At 72.3% G+C, this 22,542-nt stretch carries 20 protein-coding genes; 9 read left to right on the top strand and 11 right to left on the bottom strand.

The features are described 5' to 3' along the window. Positions 1-90 precede the first annotated feature (90 nt). The 7 genes from ACZ6BB_RS34445 to ACZ6BB_RS34415 all read left to right on the top strand — a co-directional run bounded on the left by ACZ6BB_RS34445 (position 91) and on the right by ACZ6BB_RS34415 (position 7,830). Entirely contained in the window at positions 91-906 is an 816-nt protein-coding gene (locus ACZ6BB_RS34445; RefSeq protein WP_471619050.1) for a fumarylacetoacetate hydrolase family protein, read from the top strand. A 113-nt stretch (positions 907-1,019) separates the two neighbouring features. After that, positions 1,020-1,505 (top strand): cupin domain-containing protein, encoded by a 486-nt coding sequence (locus ACZ6BB_RS34440; protein ID WP_471619049.1) that lies wholly within the window; start codon positions 1,020-1,022, stop codon positions 1,503-1,505. Next, positions 1,505-2,464 carry an acyl-CoA thioesterase gene (locus ACZ6BB_RS34435; RefSeq protein WP_471619048.1) on the top strand — a complete coding sequence of 320 codons (960 nt, stop codon included), beginning with the start codon at positions 1,505-1,507 and terminating at the stop codon, positions 2,462-2,464. Before ACZ6BB_RS34440 ends, ACZ6BB_RS34435 begins: the two co-directional genes overlap by 1 nt. Next, on the top strand, positions 2,461-4,092 hold the full coding sequence (locus ACZ6BB_RS34430; protein WP_471619047.1) for an AMP-binding protein: 1,632 nt from the start codon (positions 2,461-2,463) through the stop codon (positions 4,090-4,092). Before ACZ6BB_RS34435 ends, ACZ6BB_RS34430 begins: the two co-directional genes overlap by 4 nt. Further along, complete coding sequence (locus tag ACZ6BB_RS34425) at positions 4,089-6,464, top strand: bifunctional salicylyl-CoA 5-hydroxylase/oxidoreductase (RefSeq protein ID WP_471619046.1); 2,376 nt, start codon at positions 4,089-4,091, stop codon at positions 6,462-6,464. The genes ACZ6BB_RS34430 and ACZ6BB_RS34425 overlap by 4 nt, the downstream gene beginning before the upstream one ends. Beyond that, positions 6,461-6,934 (top strand): acyl-CoA thioesterase, encoded by a 474-nt coding sequence (locus tag ACZ6BB_RS34420; RefSeq protein WP_471619045.1) that lies wholly within the window; start codon positions 6,461-6,463, stop codon positions 6,932-6,934. The genes ACZ6BB_RS34425 and ACZ6BB_RS34420 overlap by 4 nt, the downstream gene beginning before the upstream one ends. Continuing rightward, complete coding sequence (locus ACZ6BB_RS34415; protein ID WP_471619044.1) at positions 6,931-7,830, top strand: PaaX family transcriptional regulator; 900 nt, start codon at positions 6,931-6,933, stop codon at positions 7,828-7,830. The genes ACZ6BB_RS34420 and ACZ6BB_RS34415 overlap by 4 nt, the downstream gene beginning before the upstream one ends. A 12-nt stretch (positions 7,831-7,842) precedes the next feature. Here ACZ6BB_RS34415 and rox read toward each other — a convergent pair whose 3' ends face one another. The 7 genes from rox to pdhA all read right to left on the bottom strand — a co-directional run bounded on the left by rox (position 7,843) and on the right by pdhA (position 16,129). After that, positions 7,843-9,327: a rifampin monooxygenase gene (gene rox / locus ACZ6BB_RS34410; RefSeq protein WP_471619043.1), complete on the bottom strand. Its 1,485-nt coding sequence runs from the start codon at positions 9,325-9,327 to the stop codon at positions 7,843-7,845. A gap of 186 nt (positions 9,328-9,513) precedes the next feature. After that, on the bottom strand, positions 9,514-10,356 hold the full coding sequence (locus ACZ6BB_RS34405; protein ID WP_471619042.1) for a 3-hydroxyacyl-CoA dehydrogenase family protein: 843 nt from the start codon (positions 10,354-10,356) through the stop codon (positions 9,514-9,516). Further along, on the bottom strand, positions 10,353-11,111 hold the full coding sequence (locus ACZ6BB_RS34400) for an enoyl-CoA hydratase/isomerase family protein (protein ID WP_471619041.1): 759 nt from the start codon (positions 11,109-11,111) through the stop codon (positions 10,353-10,355). The genes ACZ6BB_RS34405 and ACZ6BB_RS34400 overlap by 4 nt, the downstream gene beginning before the upstream one ends. Then, complete coding sequence (locus ACZ6BB_RS34395; RefSeq protein WP_471619040.1) at positions 11,108-12,289, bottom strand: thiolase family protein; 1,182 nt, start codon at positions 12,287-12,289, stop codon at positions 11,108-11,110. Before ACZ6BB_RS34395 ends, ACZ6BB_RS34400 begins: the two co-directional genes overlap by 4 nt. A 68-nt stretch (positions 12,290-12,357) precedes the next feature. Continuing rightward, positions 12,358-13,944, bottom strand: a complete 1,587-nt coding sequence (locus ACZ6BB_RS34390) for a dihydrolipoamide acetyltransferase family protein (protein ID WP_471619039.1) — start codon at positions 13,942-13,944, stop codon at positions 12,358-12,360. After that, on the bottom strand, positions 13,941-14,960 hold the full coding sequence (locus ACZ6BB_RS34385) for an alpha-ketoacid dehydrogenase subunit beta (RefSeq protein ID WP_471619038.1): 1,020 nt from the start codon (positions 14,958-14,960) through the stop codon (positions 13,941-13,943). Before ACZ6BB_RS34385 ends, ACZ6BB_RS34390 begins: the two co-directional genes overlap by 4 nt. 5 nt (positions 14,961-14,965) lie before the next feature. Further along, positions 14,966-16,129 carry a pyruvate dehydrogenase (acetyl-transferring) E1 component subunit alpha gene (gene pdhA / locus ACZ6BB_RS34380; protein ID WP_471619037.1) on the bottom strand — a complete coding sequence of 388 codons (1,164 nt, stop codon included), beginning with the start codon at positions 16,127-16,129 and terminating at the stop codon, positions 14,966-14,968. A 120-nt stretch (positions 16,130-16,249) separates the two neighbouring features. Between pdhA and ACZ6BB_RS34375 the strand changes: the two genes are divergently transcribed. Then, positions 16,250-16,756 carry an Lrp/AsnC family transcriptional regulator gene (locus ACZ6BB_RS34375; protein ID WP_471619036.1) on the top strand — a complete coding sequence of 169 codons (507 nt, stop codon included), beginning with the start codon at positions 16,250-16,252 and terminating at the stop codon, positions 16,754-16,756. A 9-nt stretch (positions 16,757-16,765) separates the two neighbouring features. On the opposite strand, the gene ACZ6BB_RS34370 is transcribed toward ACZ6BB_RS34375, so the two are convergent. The 4 genes from ACZ6BB_RS34370 to ACZ6BB_RS34355 form a co-directional block, all read right to left on the bottom strand. Then, on the bottom strand, positions 16,766-18,436 hold the full coding sequence (locus ACZ6BB_RS34370; protein WP_471619035.1) for an aldehyde dehydrogenase family protein: 1,671 nt from the start codon (positions 18,434-18,436) through the stop codon (positions 16,766-16,768). Continuing rightward, positions 18,424-19,470 carry a histidinol-phosphate transaminase gene (hisC, locus tag ACZ6BB_RS34365; protein WP_471619034.1) on the bottom strand — a complete coding sequence of 349 codons (1,047 nt, stop codon included), beginning with the start codon at positions 19,468-19,470 and terminating at the stop codon, positions 18,424-18,426. Before hisC ends, ACZ6BB_RS34370 begins: the two co-directional genes overlap by 13 nt. A 403-nt stretch (positions 19,471-19,873) precedes the next feature. Further along, the gene (locus ACZ6BB_RS34360) at positions 19,874-20,296 is read right to left on the bottom strand and encodes an ANTAR domain-containing protein (RefSeq protein ID WP_471619033.1); all 423 of its coding nucleotides are present in this window, start codon (positions 20,294-20,296) and stop codon (positions 19,874-19,876) included. A gap of 468 nt (positions 20,297-20,764) precedes the next feature. Beyond that, positions 20,765-21,319, bottom strand: a complete 555-nt coding sequence (locus tag ACZ6BB_RS34355) for a hypothetical protein (protein WP_471619032.1) — start codon at positions 21,317-21,319, stop codon at positions 20,765-20,767. 152 nt (positions 21,320-21,471) lie between these two features. Here ACZ6BB_RS34355 and ACZ6BB_RS34350 point away from each other — a divergent pair, with 152 nt between their 5' ends. Continuing rightward, on the top strand, positions 21,472-22,530 hold the full coding sequence (locus ACZ6BB_RS34350; RefSeq protein WP_471619031.1) for an AraC family transcriptional regulator: 1,059 nt from the start codon (positions 21,472-21,474) through the stop codon (positions 22,528-22,530). Positions 22,531-22,542 lie beyond the last annotated feature (12 nt).

Here is a 22,542-nt window from a genome sequence, read left to right as displayed (position 1 = left end):
TCACCGTAGCATCTATTGACACGACACTGACGGTCGTAGAAATAATGAAATACCCCGAGGGTCGGAGCACGGCCCGGAGAGGGATCACTCATGCGTCTATCGACCGTCTCCCACACGACGGGGACGAGCGCCGCGGTCCTCCACGGAGGCGCGTGGCGAGCGCTCCCCGCCCCCGACCTGTCGGCGCTGCTGACAGCCACTCCACCGCAGCGGTTCGCGGACCTGGCCGGCGACGTGCTCAGCGATGCCGTACCGGTGCTTCCGCTCCCCGCCCCCGGCAAGGTGATCTGCTGCGGGCTGAACTACGCCGACCACATCCGGGAGACGGGCCGGGAGCTTCCGGCCCACCCCACGCTCTTTCCCAAGTACGCCGACACCCTCACCGGTCCCGATGCCGACATCGTCCTGCCCAAGGGGCTCCAGGTCGACTGGGAGGCCGAACTCGCCGTGGTCGTCGGCGCGACCCTGCGGCGCGCGGACCGGGAGACCGCGCTCGCCGGAATCGCCGGCTACACGGTGGCGAACGACATGTCCGTACGCGACTGGCAGTACCGCACCCTGGAGTGGTTCCAGGGCAAGGCATGGGACGCGTCCACTCCTCTGGGTCCCGTGGTCGTGACACCGGAGGAGATCGACCCCGCCGCCGGCCTCGACGTGGTCTGCCGCGTCAACGGCGAGCAGGTCCAGCATGACAACACCAGGACGCTGGTGTTCGACGCCGCCGACCTGCTCGCGTACATCTCCGCCTTCACCGTGCTGCGGCCCGGCGACCTCGTGCTCACGGGCACGCCCGGCGGCGTCGGGGTGGCCCGGACGCCCCAGCGCTTCCTCCGCGACGGAGATGTCGTGGAGACCGAGATCGCCGGCATCGGCACACTGCGCAACACCGTGCGCTTCACCGGCTGACGCCCTCCCGCCTTCCTCCTCCTCATGCCCGCCGCAACCGACCAGGAGACCGCGTGAACCCCGATCCCGATCGATTCGTCCCAGGTCAGTCCCTCCCAGGTCATTCCCTGCCGGTGCGGCCCGACCCCGGGCAGTACGTGCTCGACGGCGACAACTCGATGTACGCCGGCGCGAGCGGCCTGGTCGTACCGGTCGTCACGCGGGCCGGTTCGGAGCCCGGGGACACCGGGCAGTCCGCCGGCGCCACCAGGATCTCGGGGGTCAGCATCCAGCACACCCCGGCGACCAGGATCTGGTTCGGCAAGGTCCACAACGACGGTGGCTACCGCTCCGTCCCCCACCACCACGGCGAGGCCGAGACCGGCGGCTACGTGCTCTCCGGCCGGGCGCGGATCTACTTCGGCGCGAAGTTCGAGGACTACATCGACATGTCGGAGGGCGACTGGGTGTTCGTGCCGCCGTTCCTGCCCCACGTCGAGTGCAATCTCGACCGCAACAGACCGCTGACCTGGATGACGACCCGGACCCCGGAGAACATCGTGGTCAATCTTCCCCAGGTCGACGACACGGACCTGCGCGACTGGACGGACCGCCCCTGATGACCGACACCACCTCGGACGTCTTCACCGCCGCCGTCACCCTGACCCCGGCCGAGGCCGAGCGCTTCGACCTCGCCTTCACCGCGGTCACCCAGCCCTGCCCCTGGCCCAAGGCGTACGGCGGCGACCTGGTCGCACAGGCCGCCGCGGCGGCCATGAGGTCCGTCGACGACGGCAAGACACTGCACTCCATGCACTCCTACTTCATGCGCCCCGCCGACATCGGCGCCGAAGTGCGCTACGAGGTGGAGCTGCTGCGTGACGGCCGCGGTTACGCGACCCGGCAGGTGCGCGGCTACCAGAACGGCAAGCCGCTCTACGTCTGCCTGGCGAACTTCGCGGCGGGCGAGCCCGGCGGAACCCACACCGGCGCCGTCCCCGACTGGCTGGGTACGGATCTGCCCGATCCCGAGGAACTGCCCAGCTCCGCGGAATGCCTCGCGGGGCGGGCCGGGGGCACGATGACCGCTGAGTCGCAGCGCTACTGGGCGGAGGGCCGGGGCTTCGACATGCGGCATGTGCCGGGCCCGGTCTACCTCGACATCGAGGGCGCCCGGGAGCCGCACCAGGCGGTCTGGGTCAAGCCGTTCGACGCCCTCCGGCCGGTGGACGGGCTCACCGACGGGCAGCGTGACGCGGCCGCCCTCGCGTACGTCTGCGACTACACGATCCTGGAACCCGTACTGCGGGTCCTCGGTCTGCCCTGGGCGCGGGAGGGCCTGGTCACCGCCAGCCTCGACCACGCGATGTGGTTCCACCGCACTCCGCGTGCGGGAGTGACGGACGGCTGGCTGCTGTACACGCAGCAGGCGGTCGCGGCCGACGGCGGACGTGGTCTCGGCTCCGGCCGGTTCTTCACCCCGGACGGCACCCACCTGGCGACCGTCGTCCAGGAGGGAATGATCCGGGCGGCCGGTCTCGGCGCCCCCCGCCCCCTTTCCGAGGGAGGACCGGCATGACCCTGTCGCCCTCGGGACACCTCGACACCTTCGCCCGTGACCACCTTCCCGGGGCCGGAGACTGGCCGGTGCTGGAGTTCACCACGGACCAGCTCCAGTACCCCCAACGCCTCAACGCGGCCGTCGAGTTGATCGACCGTACCGCCGCCCTCGCCCCCGACCGCCCCGCGCTGCGCACGCCCGACGGTGAGGTCTGGAGCTACGGCGTGCTGCGGCGGCGCGCCGCGCAGGTCGCCCAGGTGCTCACCGAGGATCTCGGTCTGGTGCCCGGCAACCGCGTGCTGCTGCGCTCCCCCAACACGCCCTGGGCCGTCGCCGCCTGGCTGGGCGTGCTCCGGGCGGGCGGGATAGCAGTCGCCACCATGACAGCGCTGCGGGCCCGCGAACTGGCGCCGATCGTGACGAAGACACGGCCCGCCGTGGCGCTGGTGGACCATCGTTTCCTGGACGACGTGCTCGCGGTGCGGGACACGGTCGCGCCCGAGCTGACCGTGGTGCCGTGCGGCGGCGACGGGGCCGACGACCTGAGCGGCCGGGCCGGGCGGAAGCCGGGCCGCTTCTCGGCGGTCGACACCGCCGCGGACGACGTCGCGCTGTTCGGGCCGACCTCGGGCACCACCGGCGTCCCCAAGATCACCACCCATTTCCACCGCGACATCCTGTCGATCGACAACACCTTTGGCAAGAACACGCTCCGGCTGCGCTCCGACGACCTGGTCGCCTGCACCGCACCGCTCGCCTTCACCTTCGGCCTCGGCATGCTGGTCGTCTTCACCCTCCGGGCCGGCGCCTGCGCCTTCCTCACCGAACCCGTGCCGCCGCCGCGGCTCGCCGACCTCGTGGCCGAGCACGGGGTGAGTGTCCTGGCCACCGCTCCGACCGCCTACCGGCAGATCCTCACGGCGGGGAAGGTGTCGCGGCTGGCCGGACTGCGCCGGGCGGTCAGCGCAGGCGAGCACATCCCGCAGAGCCTGTGGGAGGAACTGCGCGACCGGCTCGGCATCAGGGTCATCGACGGGATCGGCGCCACGGAGATGCTGCACATCTTCATCTCGGCCGCCGGCGACGACATCCGCCCCGGGGCGACCGGCCGACCCGTACCGGGCTACCGCGCGGCGATCCTCGGCCCGGACGGCGAGGAACTGGGCCCCGGAGCCGAGGGCCTGCTCGGGGTGATCGGCCCGGTGGGCTGCCGCTACCTCGACGACGAACGGCAGGCCGGCTACGTCGTCAACGGCTGGAACGTCACCGGTGACACCTTCCTCCGTGACGAGGACGGCTACTTCTGGTACCGGGCGCGCAACGACAGCCTGATCGTGTCGTCCGGCTACAACATCGCCGGGCCCGAGGTCGAGGCCGCCATCGACACGCACCCGGACGTCGTCGAGGCGGCGGTCGTCGGCGCGCCCGACGCCGAACGCGGCGCGATCGTCTGCGCGTTCGTCGTGCTGCGTGACGGAGTGGCCGGTGACGCCGTGCGGGCGAAGGACATCCAGGACCACGTGAAACAGCAGATCGCGCCGTACAAGTACCCGCGCGAGGTGCGCTTCGTGGAGGCCCTGCCACGCAATCCGAGCGGCAAGCTGCAGCATTTCAAGCTCCGTCGGCTCCTGGAGGAGCGAGCATGAGGATCGCCATCGTCGGCGGCGGACCGGGCGGGCTGTACTTCGCGGCCCTGATGAAGCAGCTGGATCCGGCGCACGAGCTCACCGTCTGGGAGCGCAACGCGCCCGACGACACCTTCGGATTCGGAGTCGTCTTCTCCGACGAGACCCTGGGCGGCATCGACAACGCCGACGAAACCGTGCACGCCGCGATGGAGAGCCGCTTCGCCCGCTGGACGGACATCGACGTCGAGTTCGACGGCAGCCGCTACACCGTCGGCGGCCAGGGTTTCGCGGCGATGAGCCGCAAGGAGCTGCTGCAGATCCTGCAGCGGCGGGCCGCGGAACTCGGCGTCACCGTCCGCTACCGGACCGAGGCGCCCGACGTGGACGAACTGCGGGCCTCCCACGACCTGGTGCTGGCCGCCGACGGCATCAACTCGGCCGTCCGCACGAAGTACGCCGACGTCTTCGGACCGTCGCTGGACGCGCGGCGCAACAAGTACATCTGGCTGGGCACCGACCTGGTCTTCGAGGCGTTCCAGTTCTTCGTCAAGCAGACGCGGTGGGGCACCATGCAGATCCATGGCTACCCCTACTCCGCCACGGGTTCGACCTTCATCGTCGAGATGCACGAGGACGTCTGGCGGCGAGCCGGCTTCGACCGGACGGCCGACCAGGTGTTCCCGCCGGGTGTCTCCGACGACCATGCGGTCGCGCGGATCGGGGAGATCTTCGCCGACGAGCTGAGGGGCCATCGGATCCTCACCAACAACTCCAAGTGGCTGAACTTCACGACGGTCCGCAACGAGCGCTGGTACGACGGCAATGTGGTCCTGCTCGGCGACGCCGCCCACACCGCCCACTTCTCGATCGGCTCGGGCACCAAGCTGGCCATGGAGGACGCTCTCGCCCTGGCGGCCTGCCTGCACGAGCACCCGACGGTGGCCGAGTCGCTCGCCGCCTACCAGAGCGAACGCAAACCCGTCGTCGAGTCGACGCAGCGGGCCGCCCAGGCGTCGCTGGAGTGGTTCGAGAACATCGGGATGTACGCCGGTCAGGAGCCGGCGCAGTTCGTCTTCAATCTGCTCACCCGCTCGCGGCGCATCACCTTCGACAGCCTGAGGGAACGCGACGGCGAGTTCGCCGCGCTGATGGAGGCGGAGTTCGCGCGGAACCAGCGGGCACCCGAGGTGGCCCCGGCGATGTTCCAGCCGGTCCGGATCGGCCCGCTCGAACTGGAGAACCGGATCATCGTCTCCCCGATGGACATGTACTCCTGCGCTTCCGGCGTCCCCGGTGACTTCCATCTGGTGCACCTGGGCTCCAAGGCGCTGGGCGGGGCCGGGCTGGTGATGAGCGAGATGGTCTGCGTGTCCCCGGAGGGGCGGATCACTCCGGGCTGTCCGGGGCTGTGGTCCGACGAGCAGCGCGACGCCTGGCGCCGGGTCACCGGCTTCGTGCACGAGCGCACGACCGGGAAGATCGGTCTGCAGCTCGGCCACTCGGGCCGCAAGGGCTCGACCAAGCTCATGTGGGAGGGCATCGACGAGCCGCTGGAGGACGGCAACTGGGAGGTGATCGGCCCTTCGGCGCTGCCGTACGGCGCCGGGTGCCATGTCCCCCGTGAGGCCACCCGCGCGGACCTGGACAAGGTGGTCGCGGACTTCACCCGTGCCGCCCGGCGCGGGGTGGAGGCCGGTTTCGACCTCATCGAGGTGCACGCCGCCCACGGGTACCTGCTCTCCTCCTTCCTCTCCCCCGTCGCCAACAGGCGCACCGACGCGTACGGCGGCCCCCTGGAGAACCGGCTGCGGTTCCCCCTGGAGGTCTTCGACGCGGTGCGCCGGGCCGTCCCGTCCTCCGTCCCGGTCACCGTCCGTATCTCGGCGACCGACTGGATGCCGGACGGCAACACCGAGGACGACGCCGTGGACATCGCCCGCGCGTTCATCGAGCACGGCGCGGCCGCCATCGACGTCTCCTCCGGGCAGGTCGCCAAGGACGAACAGCCCGCCTACGGCCGCTCCTACCAGACGCCGTTCGCCGACAGGATCCGGCACAGGGTGGCCGGGCCCGCCGGGGTGCCGGTGATCGCGGTCGGTGCCATCTCCTCCTACGACGACGTGAACTCGATCCTGCTGGCCGGGCGGGCCGACCTGTGCGCGCTGGGGCGTACCCATCTCTACAACCCGCAGTGGACGCTGCAGGCAGCCGCGGAGCAGGAGTACCGCGGGCCCGGCGCGCGGTGGCCGGTGCAGTGGTCCGCGGGCCGCCGCAAGCCGCCCTCCTCCCGCACCGACAAGATCGCGCCGCGTCTGTCGCTGCTGCGTGAGGGGGCCGCCGCCGATGTGCACCTGCGGTGGACCCCCGCTTCCGGCACGGTGCCCGCGTGAGCACCTCGCTCCGGGCCGGCGATCCGGTCGGCGTCCACCGGACACGGATCGAGTGGATCGACACCGACGCGGCCGGGATCTACCACAACAGCACGGTCGTACGCTTCGTGGAGGCCGCGGAGGCATCGCTCATGGACGGGCTCGGCCTGCACGGCTACTTCCCGGTCGCTCCGCGCGTGCGCTACGAGGTGGACTTCGACGCGCCGCTCTTCTTCGGCCAGGACGTGTGCGCGGTGGTGGAACTGGTGCGGATCGGCACCAGTTCGATGACCTTCGACTTCGAGGTCTGGGGCGAGGAGTTCCGCGGCCGCCCGCGCGGCCGGGCCGCGCACGGCCGTTATGTGACCGTCCATATCGGCGGGGACCACCACGGTGGTGCCGCGAGCGCCCCGTGGCCCCAGGAGTGGGTCGCCGCGCTGACCGGGCCGGTCAGGTCACCGGACGACTGTCCGGCATACTCACTGGAATGAGTACGATCAAAGGCGACCGGCCCTCGCCGGCCGCCCGTCGTTCCCGGACAGTGCTCGTGAGCTTCCTCGGCGCCGTCGTCCGCAAGATGGGCAACTGGATGCCCATCGCCGGCACGGTCGAACTGCTGACCGATCTGGGGCTGGATGCGCCGAGCGTCCGCACGGCGGTCTTCCGGCTCAAGAAGCGCGGCTGGCTGGTCTCGGAGAGCCGCGCGGGCATGCGCGGCTACACCCTGACGCCGACGGCTCTGGAGGCGCTCGTCGCCGGTGACGAGGTCATCTGGCACGCGCGGCAGCCCGCCGATCTCGGGGACGGCTGGTGCTTCGTGAACTTCTCCGTACCCGAGTCCGCTCGTGCCCTGCGACACCAGCTCACCGCGCACCTCACCTCGCTGGGCTTCGGCAACATCGGATCGGCGGTCTGGATCGCCCCGGCGCGGATGCTCCCGGCCGCCCAGCGTGCCATCGCCGAACTGGACCTCACCGCGCAGTGCGCCGTCTTCGTCGGTGACTACGTCGCCGGGCAGGACCTGACGGCCATGGTCCGCGGCGGCTGGGACCTCGACGAGATCGACCGCCGCTACCGGGAGTTCATCGAACAGTACGAAGGGGAGGCCGAACTCCTCGGCGAGGCTGCCGTCATCGACGGCAACCACGCCTTCGTCACCTATCTCGCTGTCATCGACCACTGGCGCAAGCTGCCGTTCCGCGACCCCGGGCTGCCGCGCGAGGTGCTGGCCGAGGACTGGAGCGGCCCGGCCGCCGTCCGGCTCTTCGAGCGGATGGTCACTCTGCTGGAGGGCCGGGCGCTGGCCCACGCGGCCGCCTACTGGCCGGCGCAGCCGAGGACGGCCGGGCGTACGGACGACACCGGAGCGCTGCAGCGCAGCTCCTGACCGTCCGGGGGCCTACGGCCGTCGGACCTGCGTACGGCCGCCCGTGCCGAACCAGCGGGCGAGGTGCTCGTCCAGGTCCCGCTGATCGTCGCCGATCCAGGCGACGTGGCCGTCGGGGCGCAGCAGGACGCAGGGCACGTCCAGTGCCGCGGAGGGATCGGCGAGGTGGTCGACCCGGTCCGACCAGTCCCCTGGGGTCAGGCGTCCGGTGCGGTCCAGCAGCAGGCCACGGCCGCGGTGCAGCAGACCGTAGAGGCTGCCGCCCCGTACGTCGAGGTCACGCAGGCGGCGGCCGAGCAGGTCGGGGCCCTCACCGAGGTCGTAGCGGACGGCGATGCCGGTGATCGTCTCGGTCAGGCGGCGGTTCACCTCGTCGATGTCCATCAGTTCGGTGAGCAGCCTGCGCAGCGCCCGTGGGCCGGGTTCGGTGGAGTGGAGTTCCATCTGGGCGCGGGTGTTGTCCAGCACGTCGGCGGCGACCGGACGGCGTTCGGTCTGGTAGGTGTCGAGCAGTGGTTCCGGCGCCCAGCCGCGGATCTGTGCGGCCAGTTTCCAGCCGAGGTTGAACGCGTCCTGCACGCCCAGGTTGAGGCCCTGGCCGCCGGTGGGCGGATGGATGTGTGCCGCGTCCCCGGCCAGCAGCACCCGCCCGACCCGGTACCGTTCGGCCAGCCGGGTGGCGTCCCCGAAGCGGGACAGCCAGCGCGGGGAGTGCACGCCGAAGTCCGTTCCGGCCACGGCCCGCAGCTGTCGGCGGAATTCGTCCAGGGTGGGCGGCTCAGCGCGATCGCCGACTCCCGCGGCGGGGACGACGACGCTGTACGCCCTGTCGCCGAAGGGCCTGAGCCAGAACCGCCCGCGGGGCTCGCCGATCTCGGCCACCTTGGCGTCGATCTCCTCCCGCGGCACACCCACTTCCATCTCGCCCATGAGCGTCTCGGTCCGTGAGGGCTCGCCGGGGAAACCGACGCCGAGCAGTTTGCGCACCGTACTGCGCCCGCCGTCACAGCCGACGAGGTAGCGCGCACGGAGCTGTTCGCCGTCGGCCAGTTCGACGGTCACCCCTTCGTCGTCCTGCTGGAGGCCGGCCACCGCACAGCCGTGCCGGACCCGCGCGCCCAGCGCGGTGGCGTGTTCTTCGAGGAGGCGGACGACGACCGGTTGCGGGATGCCCAGCAGATAGGCGTGCGCGGAATCCAGGCCCTGCGGCGCGGGTTTGGCGATGGCGGCGAAGAATCCGCCGGCCGGACGCTGTCGCCCGTGCTCGCGCACGCGGTCCAGCAGCCCGCGCATGGCCAGCAGTTCAAGACTGCGGATGTGCAGACCGACGATGCGGACGATCGACGCGGGCGCGGTCTCCTTCTCCAGAACGAGTACCCGCACCTCGTGCAGCCGTAGTTCGGCGGCCAGCATCGCGCCGGTCGGCCCGCACCCGGCGATGATCACGTCATACCCGTGGGGCGGGGAGGGCTCGGGGGTGAACTGCGCAGAGTCCATGGGTGTTGCCTTTCGGGAGTGCCCTGTGGTCGAGGCACTCCCGGCGACACCTACGTCGTTCGCCCGACCATGACGGCGAGGGGGAGCACCCATATCGATACGGCGTTCATGGGTCTCACCTCCTCGGGCGGTGTCACGGTCGACCGCAAGCTACAAGCCCGCTCCTCACCGCGTCCAACCCATTTTTCACGGCCACGGGTAGAACCCCTGTCCGCTCTTGCGGCCGAGTTCACCGCGGGCGACCTTCTCCCGCAGCAGCCGGGGCGGCGCGAATCGCTCGCCGAGGGTGGCGTGCAGGTGTTCGGCGATGGCGAGGCGTACGTCGAGACCGACGAGGTCGGTCAGGCGCAGTGGTCCGGTGGGGTGCTTGTAGCCCAGGGACATGGCGGTGTCGATGGCGTCGGGGGTGGCGACGCCCTCCTCCACCATGCGGATCGCCTCCAGGCCGAGGGCGAGTCCCAGGCGGCTGCTGGCGAAGCCGGGCGAATCACCTACGACCACGTCCTGTTTGCCGAGGGCCCTGGTCCAGCGGACGGCGGACTCCAGGGTGTCGCCGGTGGTGTCGGGTGCCGCGACCAGTTCGATCAGGGCGGACACCGGCACGGGGTTGAAGAAGTGCATGCCCAGGAACCGTCCGGGGTGCCGCAGGGCCGCGGCGAGGTCGGTGACCGACAGGGAGCTGGTGTTGCTGGCGAGCACGCACCGCTCCCCCACGCGCTGTTCGGCCGCGGCGAGCAGGCGGGCCTTGAGTGCCGCGTCCTCCGGAACCGCCTCGACGACGAGGTCGGCGTCGCGCGGCAGTTCGGTCACCGAGGCGACCGCGGTGACCCGGCGCGCGGCGTCCTCGGCACCGGCCCGCCGCAGTCCGGCGGCGACGCGCGCGAGGGCGGCACGGGTGGCGTCGGCGTCCTGTTCCACGATCACCACCGCAGACCCGGCCGCGGCGAAGGACTGGGCGATCCCGGCGCCCATGCGGCCACCGCCGATCACCCCCACGACGGCGGGTGCCGCTGATGCTGCCGAGTTCATGCCCGGCCTCCGTTCTTGTCCAGAAAGCGCGTCATGCGTTCCTGCTTGTCCCGGCCCTCGAACAGCACGGCCTGGGCGAGGTCGTCGGCGACCGGGTGGGCGCCGGGGGCGTCCGTGACGAGCTTGGTCAGCCGCAGGGCGAGCGCGGAGGCGCGGGCCATGCGGTCGAGCAGGGCGTGTGCCTCGGCGGTCAGCCGCTCGGCCGGTACGACGTCCATGACCAGCCCGCAGGCGAGTGCGGCACTCGCGTCGAGGTTCCGGCCGGCGAGCAGCACCTGCTTGGCCACCGACTCGCCGACGAGTTCCCTGAGCCGCCAGCAGGCTCCGGCGGCGGCGAGGATGCCCAGGCCCGGTTCGGGGTTGCCGAACACCGCACCGGGGCCGGCGATCCGTATGTCACAGGCGTACGCCAGCTCCGCGCCCCCGCCGAGCGCCCAGCCGTCGACGGCGGCCACGGTGGGCAGGGGCAGTCTGCGGACCCGTTCGAAGAGGCGGCTGTTGATGCCCTGGAGGGCCTCTTCGCGGCCCCGTTCGCGCAGTTCGGCGATGTCGGCGCCGCCGGCGAAGATCCCACCGTGGCCGCTGAGCAGCAGCAGACGCGGGGTGCGCTCCAACTCCTCGCACAGTCGGTGGAGTTCGGCGATCATACGGGCGTCGATGGCGTTGCGGGCCTCGGGCCGGTGCAGGGTGACCACGACCCGGTCGGCGTGTTCCTCGACGAGGAGGGTGTCGTACGAGGTTGCGGCGGTGCTCATACGCGCTCCACCAGCAGCGACACGCCCAGCCCGACTCCCACGCACATGGTCGCCAGGCCACGGCGGCCGTCCTCGCGCTCCAGCCGGCCGAGCAGGGTGAGCACGATCCGGGTGCCGGAGCAGCCGAGCGGGTGCCCGAGGGCGATCGCGCCGCCGTCGGCGTTGACCCGGTCCTCGTCGACCTTCAGTCGGCGTACCACCGCGAGTACTTGAGAGGCGAACGCCTCGTTCACCTCGACCGCGTCCAGATCGCCGATGTCCCAGCCGGCCCGGTCCAGCGCCTTGGCGGTGGCCGGCACGGGGCCGAGCCCCATGAGACGGGGCTCGACCCCGGCCGAGGCGGCGGTGACGACACGGGCCCGTGGCGTGAGGCCGTACCGTTCGACCGCCGCCCCGCTCGCCACCACCAGAGCGGCCGCCCCGTCGGACAGTGGCGAGGAGTTGCCCGCGGTGACGATCCCGTCGCCGCGGAAGGAGGTGCGCAGCCCGCTCAGCCGCTCCAGTGAGGTGGACGGCCGGGGGCCTTCGTCCCGGGTGACCTCGCCGTCGGGCACCGGCACCGGGACGATCTCCCGGTCGAGCCGGCCGGCCTGCTGGGCGGCGACGGCGCGGCGGTGGCTGCGCAGCGCGAAGGCGTCCGCCTCGTGTCGGGTGATGCCGTCCAGGGCGGCGAGTTCCTCGGCGGTCTCGCCCATCGACAGGGTGGTGTCGGCGGGGAAGCGCGGGTTGGTGAACCGCCAGCCGAGCGGGGTGTCGTGCACCTCGCCGGGCCGGGCCCAGGGCGTGCCGGGCTTGGCCATCACCCAGGGGGCGCGGGTCATCGACTCCACTCCGCCCGCCACGACCAGGTCGGCCTCGCCCGCCCGTACGGTCTGGGCGGCGGACGCCACGGCCGTCAGGCCGGACGCGCACAGCCGGTTGACGGTGTATCCGGGCACGGAGTGCGGCAGCCCCGCCAGCAGAGCCGCCATCCGGGCCACGTTGCGGTTGTCCTCGCCCGCCTGATTGGCGGCGCCGAGGATCACCTCGTCGACGGCCTCGGCCGGGATCGCGGAGCGTCGCACCGCCTCGCGGACGACGAGCGCCGCCAGGTCGTCGGGACGGACGGAGGCCAGGGCTCCACGATGGCGGCCCAGCGGGGTGCGGGCGCCGTCGATCAGATAGACCTCGTCAGGCATGGCGGACTCCTTCGCGGAGGTGGGGCGGCGGGGTGGCAGAGGGAGGGAGGAAGGGGAAGGGAGGCCCGTCAGACGTCGGCGAGCAGGATCTCCGGGCGTTCCACGCAGTCGGCGACGTAGCGCAGGAAGCCGCCGGCCACGCCGCCGTCGCACACGCGGTGGTCGAAGCTGAGCGACAGCTGGGTGACCTTGCGGACGGTCAGCTCTCCGTCCACGACCCACGGCTTGTCGACGATGCGGCCCACACCGAGGAGGGCCGCCTCGGGGTGGTTGATGATGGGTGTCGATCCGTCGACGCCGAACACCCCGTAGTTGTTGAGGGTGAACGTCCCTCCGGTCAGCGCCGCCGGCGGGAGGTTGCCTCCTCGGGCGAGTTCGGTCAACCTGGCCAGTTCCGCTGCCAGTTGGACCGTGGTCAGGCGGTGGGCGTCGCGGACGACGGGCACCATCAGGCCGCGGTCGGTCTGGGCGGCGAAGCCCAGATGCACCTCGTCGTAGCGGACGATCTCGCGACGCTCGGTGTCGACGGTGGAGTTCAGCTCCGGGTAGCGGGCCAGTCCGGCGACACAGACACGGGCCAGCAGGGCAAGCAGCCCGATGGCACCGCCCGGTCGCGCCGCGCCCAGTTCTCTCTTCGCCCGCAGCAGTCCGGTGGCGTCCACGTCGACCCAGGTGGTGGCGTCGGGGATCTCGGTACGACTGCGGGAGAGCTTGTCGGCGACCGCACGGCGCAGCCCGCGCAGGGGGATGCGTTCGGGCCCCGCCGGTGCGGGGTTCTCCTGGGGTTCGGGGGCCGGTGCGGGCGTGGAGCGCGGCGCGGCCTGCCGGGCCAGTTCGACGGCTTGCTCCACGTCTCGGCGCAGCACGATCCCGGCGGGGCCGGATGGCGTCAGATCCACGAGGTCGATCCCGTGGTCCCGGGCCATCCTGCGGACGAGGGGCGAGATGGCGCGGGGCGCGGCCCGCCGCGCGGCACCGTCGGCCGGCGCAGGCGCCCCTTCCCGCGTCGGAAGGGCCGGGGACGTCGGGCGATCGACGGCCGTGTCGCCGTCCCCGGGCAGCCCGGCACCCGCGGCCAGAGGCGCCTCGGTGGCTGTGGCGCCGGCGGCCGACGACGGGCCCGGGCGCACGCGGCGGCGGCGTGGGGCCGGGCCGTGGCCGGTGCCGTAGCCGATCAGGACGTTGCCGGAGCCCGCCTGCTCCTCCTCCCGGTACCGCTCAGCCGCGGTGTCGGGCCGGCCCGCGTCCGCTCGGGCCCCCTCCTCCCTGGTGTCCGGCCGACCGGCAGCCGTCGCGCCCCGCTCCCCCGCCCCGTTCGCCGGGCCGGGCCAGGCGGTTTCCCCGGCGGGTCCGGAGGCGGGCCGGCCGTCCCGACCCGGGCCGCCGTTCCCACCGGAGGCCGGCGCGCCCACCGTGATCAGCGGCTCCCCCACCGCCAGGGGCGTGCCCGCCTCCGCGTGCAGGCGCAGCACCCTGCCCGCGTACGGGACCGGTACCTCCACCGCCGCCTTGGCGGTCTCGACCTCGACCACGATCTGGTCGATCGTCACGGTGTCGCCGACGGCGACCTTCCACTCGACGATCTCGGCGTCGGTGAGGCCCTCGCCGAGGTCAGGGAGCCTGAACAGCTGTTCGGTGTGTGTGGCGGTGGTCATGCGGCCGCTCCCTTCGGCAGGTGCCGGACGTCCGGGTCGTCGGCGAACTGGAGGCGGTCGACGGCGTCGAGGATCCGGTCGACGCCGGGCAGATGGGCGTGCTCCAGCTTGGGCGGCGGGTAGGGGATGTCGAAGCCGGTCACCCGCAGGACGGGCGCGGCAAGGGAGTGGAAGCAGCGTTCCTGCACACGTGCGGCGATCTCCGCTCCGACACCGGCGAAGCCCTGGGCCTCCTGGACGACCAGGCAGCGCCCGGTGCGGCGTACGGAGGCCGTGACCGTCTCGTCGTCGAAGGGGACGAGGGTGCGCAGGTCGACGACCTCCAGGTCGATGCCCTCGGCGGCCGCCGCCTCGGCCGCGGCCAGGGCGACCGGGACGGACGGACCGTAGGCGACGAGCGTGGCGTCGCGGCCCTCCCGCCGGATCGCCGCCCGGCCGAAGGGCAGGGCGTCGCGGCGCCGGAGGTCGGCCTCCTCCTTCGACCAGTACAGCTTCTTCGGCTCCAGGAAGACCACCGGGTCGGGGTCGGCGACGGCGTCCCGCAGCAGCCAGTACGCGTCCTCGGCCGTCGCCGGGGTGACGACCTTGAGCCCGGGGGTGTGCGCGTAGTACGCCTCGCTGGAGTCGCAGTGGTGTTCGACTCCGCCGATGCCGCCCGCGTAGGGGATGCGGATGACCATCGGCAGGGTGAGCCGTCCCCGGGTGCGGTTGCGCAGCTTGGCGACGTGCGAGGCGATCTGTTCGAACGCCGGGTAGGCGAAGGCGTCGAACTGCATCTCGACGACGGGCCGGAAGCCGCCCATCGCCATGCCGACGGCCAGGCCCACGATGCCCGCCTCGGCCAGCGGGGTGTCGAAGCAGCGCTCCTCGCCGAAGTCACGGGTCAGCCCGTCGGTGATCCGGAAGACACCGCCGAGCGGGCCGACGTCCTCACCGAAGACGAGCACCCGCTCGTCCTCGCTCAGCGCGTCGCGCAGTGCGGTGTTCAGCGCCTGCGCCATCGTCACTTTGGTCATGGTGGTCAGTCCTCCTGGGCGGGCGACGTGGCGATTTCCGAGAGCTCGGCGTGCTCGGCCGTCTCGGCACTCTGGGCCAGTTCGGCGGCCAGCAGGGCGCGCTGTTCGCACAGCTGCGGGGTCGGCTCGGCGTAGACGTGGTCGAACAGCTCCAGCGGATCGGTGACGGTCTCGGCGTTCATCCCGGCGCGCAGCTCCGCGGCCAGTGCCTCCGCCTCCTCCCCCACCGCCACGACGTCCCGGTCGGTGAGCGCGCCGCGCGCCCGCAGATAGGTCTCCAGCCGGCCGATCGGGTCGGCCGCACGCCACCGCTCGACCTCGTCGGCGTCCCGGTAGCGGGTGGCGTCGTCGGCGTTGGTGTGGGCGTCCATGCGATAGGTGTGTGCCTCGACGAGGAAGGGTCCGTGGCCGGCGCGGGCGTGCTCGACGGCCGCGGTCAGCACGGCCAGGACGGCGACCGGGTCGTTGCCGTCGACCTGTTCGGAGCGCATCCCGTGGCCGACGCCCTTGTAGGCGAGGGCGGGCGCGGCGGTCTGCCGGGCCAGCGGGACGGAGATCGCGTACTTGTTGTTCTGGACGAAGAAGACGACCGGTGCGCGGAAGACCGCCGCGAAGTTCAGCGCCTCGTGGAAGTCGCCCTCGCTGGTGGCGCCGTCGCCGATCAGGGCCATGGCCACGCCGTCCCCGCCCTTGCGGCGTAGGGACTCCGCCATGCCGGTGGCGTGCAGGACCTGGGTGGCCAGCGGGGTGCACTGGGGCGCGGTGCGGGTGGCGGCAGGGTCGTAGCCGCAGTGCCAGTCGCCGCGCAGCAGGGTCAGCACCTCGACGGGGTCGATGCCGCGGGTGACCAGGGCGACGGAGTCCCGGTAGGTCGGGAAGAGCCAGTCGTCCGGGCGCAGCGCGAGCGCGGCGCCGACCTGGCAGGCCTCCTGCCCCCGGCTGGAGGGGTAGACCGCGAGCCGCCCCTGCTTGGTGAGCGCGGTCGCCTGGGTGTCGAACCGGCGCCCCAGCACCATCCGCCGGTGGGCCTCGCGCAAGGCCTCGACCGGGGGCTCCGCGTACGCGGCCGGCGGCCTGGCCACCGGCGTGCCGTCCTCGGCCACGAACCGCACCGGGGTGAGCGACGGCAGGAGACCCTGGACCGTCTGTCGGAGGCTCTTCACGGACATGGAGGGCGCTCGCTTTCTCTGGACACTTGACGGGAGAATGGTCGCTACTGCGGAATATGTGTTCAATACTTCGGCGGAACCGGCGATGAAATGCCGGATCCAGCGTTCCAGGAGAGCAATGTGTCCGAGGAATTCCCCGCGCCGGTCCAGGAGACCGGACGAACTGCCGCCCCCGTCCCGCTCGACGCCGTCGACCGGCAGATCCTGGCCCGGCTCCTGAAGGACGGCCGAGTGTCGGTCCGGGCCCTCGCCGACCAGGTGCACATCTCCCGTGCCAACGCCTACACGCGTATCGGCAGGCTGCTGGCGGACGAGGTCGTCACCGGCTTCACCGCCCAGCTGAACCCGCAGCGGGCGGGGCTCGGCACCAGCGCGTACGTCACGATGTCGATCGAGCAGAACGCGTGGCGGGACATCGCACGCGAGCTGCGCGAGATCCCCTACATCGAGCATGTCGCCCTCGTCACCGGGGACTTCGACGTCCTCGCCCTCGTCCGCACGCCCGACAACGCGCTGCTGCGCCGGATCGTGCTGGAGAACATCCAGGCGATCGCGGGAGTGCGGTCGACCCGCACCTGGCTGGTCTTCGACGAGGTGCGGGGGCGCGGGGCCGACTGGGGCACCTGACCGCGCCGGTCACGCCGCCGCGGCCACGTGCCGCCGGGAGCGCACGACCCGGAACCGCCCGGTGACGAAATGGGCGCCCCCGGCCGGGAGGTCCGAACCGGCCGAGGAGGGGTCGGCGGGGAGGTCGTCCGCGAGGTTCTGCACCAGATGCGCTCCGGCGTCCAGCGCCGCCGACTCGGCGACCGCCAGCACCAGCGGATCGGTCGAGTGCACCGCCGCGTACAGCGCGCCGTGACGGCCCACGGTGCGGCGGAACACCTCCAGGCTGTGCGCGGTCGAGTCGGTGCCCACCAGGAAGGCCACCGGCCCCGGCCACTCCCGGCCGTAGACCCGTTCGTCCCGCGCCTGCAGCCGGACGAGCAGCGGGCTGCGGACGTCGGCATGCGGATGGTCGGGGTGACGCAGCGCCTGCGCGGCGTGGACCACCGTGCCGTACCGTGCGGCCCGCTCCACCTCCGCCGCCACCGTGTCGTCGGTGATCGCTCCGACCAGCCTCGCGACCCGCGCGGGGTGCCCGAGCAGCCGGTCCACCGCCTCGCCGAGGTCGGCTCCGAGGTCCCGCAGACTCTTGGGTCCCTCGTCGGTCGCGATGCCTGCCGCCGGCGCCAGGAGGTTCTGCGGAGTGGTGCGGAGCCTGCCGTTGCACCGGCACAGGGAGGACGCGAGCCCGCGCACGAGGGAGCGGTAGTCGTCGGTGGAGTCGACGATGACCGTGTTCAGGCCGGTCCGCTGCGCGAACACGACGGCCTGGCGGGCGTACTGCTCCAGCCAGTCGGCGAACCGCGCCGACCCGGTGAAGTCGACGATGCGTACGGCCGGGTCCGTGGCCAGCCGCCGGTGCAGCCGTTCCTCCGGCGGGGCCACCGCGAGTGTCACGATGTCCGGGGAATGACCGGCTTCCGCCAGCACCTGCCGGGCGACGCGCACGGTGATCGCCAGCGGCAGCACGGCCCTCGGATGCGGGGCCACGATCACGGGATTGCCGGTCACCAGGCTGGCGAAGAGGCCCGGGTAACCGTTCCAGAGCGGATAGTCGGCGCAGCCGATCAGCAGGGACACCCCCCGGGGCACCAGCGTGCAGGTGCCCCGCATCGCCAGCGGCCGTCCCCGCCGCCCCCGCACGCTCTCCCAGCGCAGGTCTGCTGGAACCCGCTCCGACTCGGCGAAGGCCTGGGCCACCGCCTCCAGCGCGCGGTCCTGGGCACGCGGCCCGGCGGCCCGGAACGCGGCCCCCGGTGGCTGACCGGTGGTGTGGTGCACCGCGAGGGCCAGTTCGTGGCTGCGGGTGTTGAGCCGGCGCAGTATCTCCACGGCCAGACCGGCGCGTTCGGCCGGACCCGCGGCGCGCCAGCCGGCGGTCGCCCGCGAGGCGGCCGCCACCAGGGCCGCGGGATCGCAGCGCGGATAGCCGATGCCCATGGCGATCCCGTAGGGGGAGAACTCGGTGGCCACCCGGCCCAGTTCGCCCGGCTGGTCGAGGTCGAAGGGCCGTCCCAGCAAGGAGGCGAAGACCTTCGCGGCCGTCCGGGTCGATCGCATGCCCGCGTCGGCGGCGTCCTGTCCGGTCGCCGCGGTGAAGGGCAGACGGCACTCACCGGCCGCCATGGCGCGTACGACGTCGTGGAGCAGCGCCCGATGCCGCTCGTAGGCGGTGGGGCCCACGGCCGTCAGCCTCTCCACGCCGCGGCGAGGGCGAGGAGCGTGTCGTTCTCCTCCGGCAGCCCGATCGTCACGCGGACGCCCTCCCCCGGGAACGGGCGGACCACGACCCGCCCGTCCAGACAGTGCAGGGCGAAGTCGGCGCTGTCGTCGGCGAGCGGCAGCCACACGAAGTTGGCCTGGGAATCTGGGACTTCGAAGCCGAGGTCGCGCAACCGGCCGGTCACCCGCCCCCGCTCGGCGGCGGTCAGCGCGGCGCGACGGGCGACCTCGGCACGCTCACCGAGGGCGACGACGGCGGCTTCCTGCGCGAGAGCGCTGACGCTGAACGGCACCTGGGTCTTGCGCACATGGGCCGCGATCTCCGCCGGCGCGACACAGTAACCGGCGCGCAGGCCCGCCAGGCCGTAGGCCTTGGAGAAGGTGCGCAGCACCACGACGTTGGGACGGTCGCCGAAGAGTGCCAGGGCGTCGGGCACCAGCGCGGGGTCGGCATACTCCCGGTACGCCTCGTCGACGACCACCAGGACGTCCCCGGGCACTCGGTCGACGAAGTCGCGCAGCGCCCGCTCACCGACCGCGGTGGAGGTGGGGTTGTTGGGGTTGCAGACGAAGACCAGCCGCGTCCGGGAGGTGATCGCCGCCGCCATGGCGTCGAGGTCGAGTGTGTGGTCGCGCAGCGGCACCTTCACGGCCGTACCGCCGGCCACGGCCGTGAGGATCGGGTACGCCTCGAAGGACCGCCAGCCGAAGACGGCCTCGTCGCCCGCGCCGAGCACCGCGTGCAGCAGCTGGCCGCAGACCTCCGAGGAGCCTGCGCCGACCGCGATCCGCTCGGGGTCGACCCCGTGGTGGTCGGCGACGGCCTGCACGAGGCGGGTGGCACTCAGGTCGGGATAGCGCGACACACCGCCCGCCAGTTCGGCGAGCCTTCCGGCGACGCCCGGCAGCAGTCCGTACGGGGTCTCGTTGCTGGCCAGCACGACCGCCCCGGGCAGTTTGCGGCCCGGGACGTAGGAGGGCAGCTCCGCCAGGGAGGAACGGACACGCACCATGCTCGACTCGCTTCCGCGGTGGTGAGGCCCGGGATCGTGCCTCCGGGCACCTGTGACAGGGAAATGGTGGAGACACAGCGACAAACGCTCAAGCCTTCGGCGAATTCGACGACACATCGCCGCGGACCGCCGGTCGAGACGGCAAACCGTCTTTGTACCGGCGGGTACCGGATGCCCCCGCGAGACGGACTGCGGGGGGCCGCCGTGGGCGACGGTGACGCTTCGAGCGGCCCGGCGTGGTGGGGGCCGCGGAGGCGGAGGCGACCGTGCACGGCGTAGCGTGGAAGGCGTGAGGACGGGGAACGTGACGGCCCCCGCCCTCACCCACGCGGTGCGAGATCCCGCCGGTGCGGGCCGTGCCTGCGCGACCACGCTCCTCCCGCCGGGATCGACACCCTCGGAGTCAGGAAGCGGGCGGGCCCTCGTCGGTCGTCCGCTCACCGCTTCCGTCGGCGGTCGCGTCCCTCTGGTCCGCGTGCGCCGCGGCGGACTGGGCCCTGGTCAGCGCCGCGTCGAGCGCTTTGTGGACCTCGTCGGACAGTTTCCGGGTGAGCGCCCAGTCGACGACGAGACCGGCGATCTCACGCAGTTTGATGTTGGTGTGCTGGGAGACGTCCCTGAGAACGTCGAAACCCTGCTGCGGACGCAGTCCACCGAGCGCGATGATCACCCCGATCGCCTGATCGATCACGGCATGTGACGTGATGGCCGTTTGCAGGTGGTCGTTGTCCCGCTGCAGGTCGCTGATCCTGGTGGCGGGATCATCCGGCTCCTGCGGATGGCGCACTTCAGCCGGCTCGGGACGGCTGCTGTGCGGGACATCCATCGCTGTCACGCTCCCCTGGCGGCTTCGGTCCCCGTCCGAACGGCTGCCGTCGGGACGGGGCACGGACGACAACACCACTCTTACCCGCAAACCCAGCTTGCTCGCATCTCCCGGTCACTCGTATCTGCGCCGCCCTCCCCCGGGGGAGGAGTAACCTCGCCGGTACGCGGAGGTCGGTTCCCGGGAGCCCATCAGCGCGAGGCTCCCTCCGTTCGGCAGATGAGCTGAGGGAGCCATCTCGGACGCCTGCCGTGTCGACCCGCGAGGACCCTCTTCGTCCCCGGCGTCGGGCCGGCGCTCGCACACGACGTGCCCCAGGCGCTCGTCGGCGGCGCGAGCCCGCAAGTCGTTCTCCTCCACGGCGAGTTCGGCCCTGCGCAGGTGACGGCGCCCGATCCGCTGCTCGGCGGCTCGTACCCACAGCGGCCCGAGACCACGGGACTGCGGTGCCGGCAGGACGACGAGCCCTCAGGCCCCGCCGGACTCCAGCTGTTCCGCCTCCTGTTCGGTGGCGGATGCCGTCCCCGCGACGGTCCAGGCGGCCGTGGCCCACAGGGAGAGCGCGGAGGCGATGCCCACCACGAGCCGCACGGTCTCGTCCGGACCGTCCACGAGCCAGACGGTCGCGCCCGCGGCCCCGGAGGCGACCAACAGGGCCGCCGGTACGCGCAGTCGGGGCTGCGCGAACACCACCGCCAACGGCAGGAAGTGGAGCCCGACGACCACGGCGACCAGCGGGGGAACGAGCACCGGCGCCCCGAACTGACGGCAGACCGCGACGATGGCGATGATCAGCAGCCACTGCAGCCCGTTGATCTGGTTGAACCGCCGACGCCGGCCGGCGGGGAACGGCCCCCCTGCCGACGCCGGAAGGAAACGCCGTGCGGCGAGCATCAGCCCCACCGCGACGACACAGCCGGCGGCGATCAGAACCGGCCGCACCACCCCCGCGAACGCGCTCGCCCCCAGCAGCCACCAACCGAGCCCGAACAGCGCGAGAAAACCCACCCCTGACTTGAACATGATCAAAACCCTAGACGGGGAGCGGCCCGGGCGCCCAAGTTTTCACGGCTCGGGTGGGGGCCGTGCCCCGCCCGCGTGGCATCGGGAGAGAACCTTTCTACTGTGTGCTCAGCTGTGTGCCCAGCGCGCGACACCCGGTCCCAAGGAACGCCATGTCTCCCAGCCCCGCCCCGGCGCAGTCACCGGGAACCAGCCGCAGTACCTCCGCGACCATTCCGCCGAACATCCTGCGCTGCCTCACCCCGGTCACCGACGGATACGGGGTCGATCTGCGGCCCGAGCTGACCCGGGTCGGGCTGGACGAGGAGATGATGCGGTCGGCGGCGCTGCGCGTCTCCTACCGGCAGGGCAGTGCCGTCATCCGGCGTGCGCTCGAACTCACCGGTGACGCTCATCTGGGGCTGCGCGTGGGCGCCGCGCAGCATCTGACCTCCTGGGGGTTGCTGGGGTTCGCGCAGATGGCCGCCGACACGCTGCGGGACGCCATCGAGACCGGTGTGCGGTTCCAGAACCTGTCCGGGGCGATGGTGGTCTGGTCGGCCGAGGCGGAGGAGGCCGGCTATGTGCTGCGGGCCGAACTGCCCGATCCCGCCCTCGATCCGCCCGTCGCGGTCTTCCTGGCCGAAGAGGCCTTCGCCAGTGTCGTCGCCCTCACGCGGCTGAGTTCCGGGGCGGAATTCGCGCCGCGGAGTGTGGAGTTCGCCTTCCCCGCCCCGCCCGACACCGGTCCGTTCACCGAGCTGTTCCGCTGTCCGCTGCGGTTCGGCGCCGTGGGGAACCGCCTGGTGTTCCCCACAGTATGGGCCGCGCGGCCGATGCCGGGCCGCGACCGGGCCACCTACACCGCCGTCGTGGAACTCCTGGGAGAGCAGGTGGCGGCCCGGCGCGATCAGCAGGACCTGCTGGAGGTGCTGGAGATCTCCATCGCGCAGAGCCTGCCCGACGTGCCGTCCTTCGTCGAGCAGGCCCGACGGCACGCCTCCAGTGAGCGCACGCTGCGCCGTCGGCTGGCCGAGTGCGGCACGACGTACGAGGCGGTCGTCGACGGGGTGCGCCGGGAGCGGGTGGAGCAGTTGCTGCGCCGCCCCGAACTCACCTTGCGGGACGTCGCCCGGCGTGCCGGGTTCTCCGACGTGCGCGCTCTGCGGCGGGCGGTGCACCGCTGGCACGGAGTGCCCCCGGCCCGGCTGCGCGCGGCGTCGCAGTGGTAGCGCTCGGGCCCG

Source organism: Streptomyces sp. NPDC041108 (assembly GCF_055592645.1).
The sequence above is the reverse complement of the archived record's forward strand: the minus strand, read 5'-3'. Positions and strand labels throughout refer to the sequence as shown.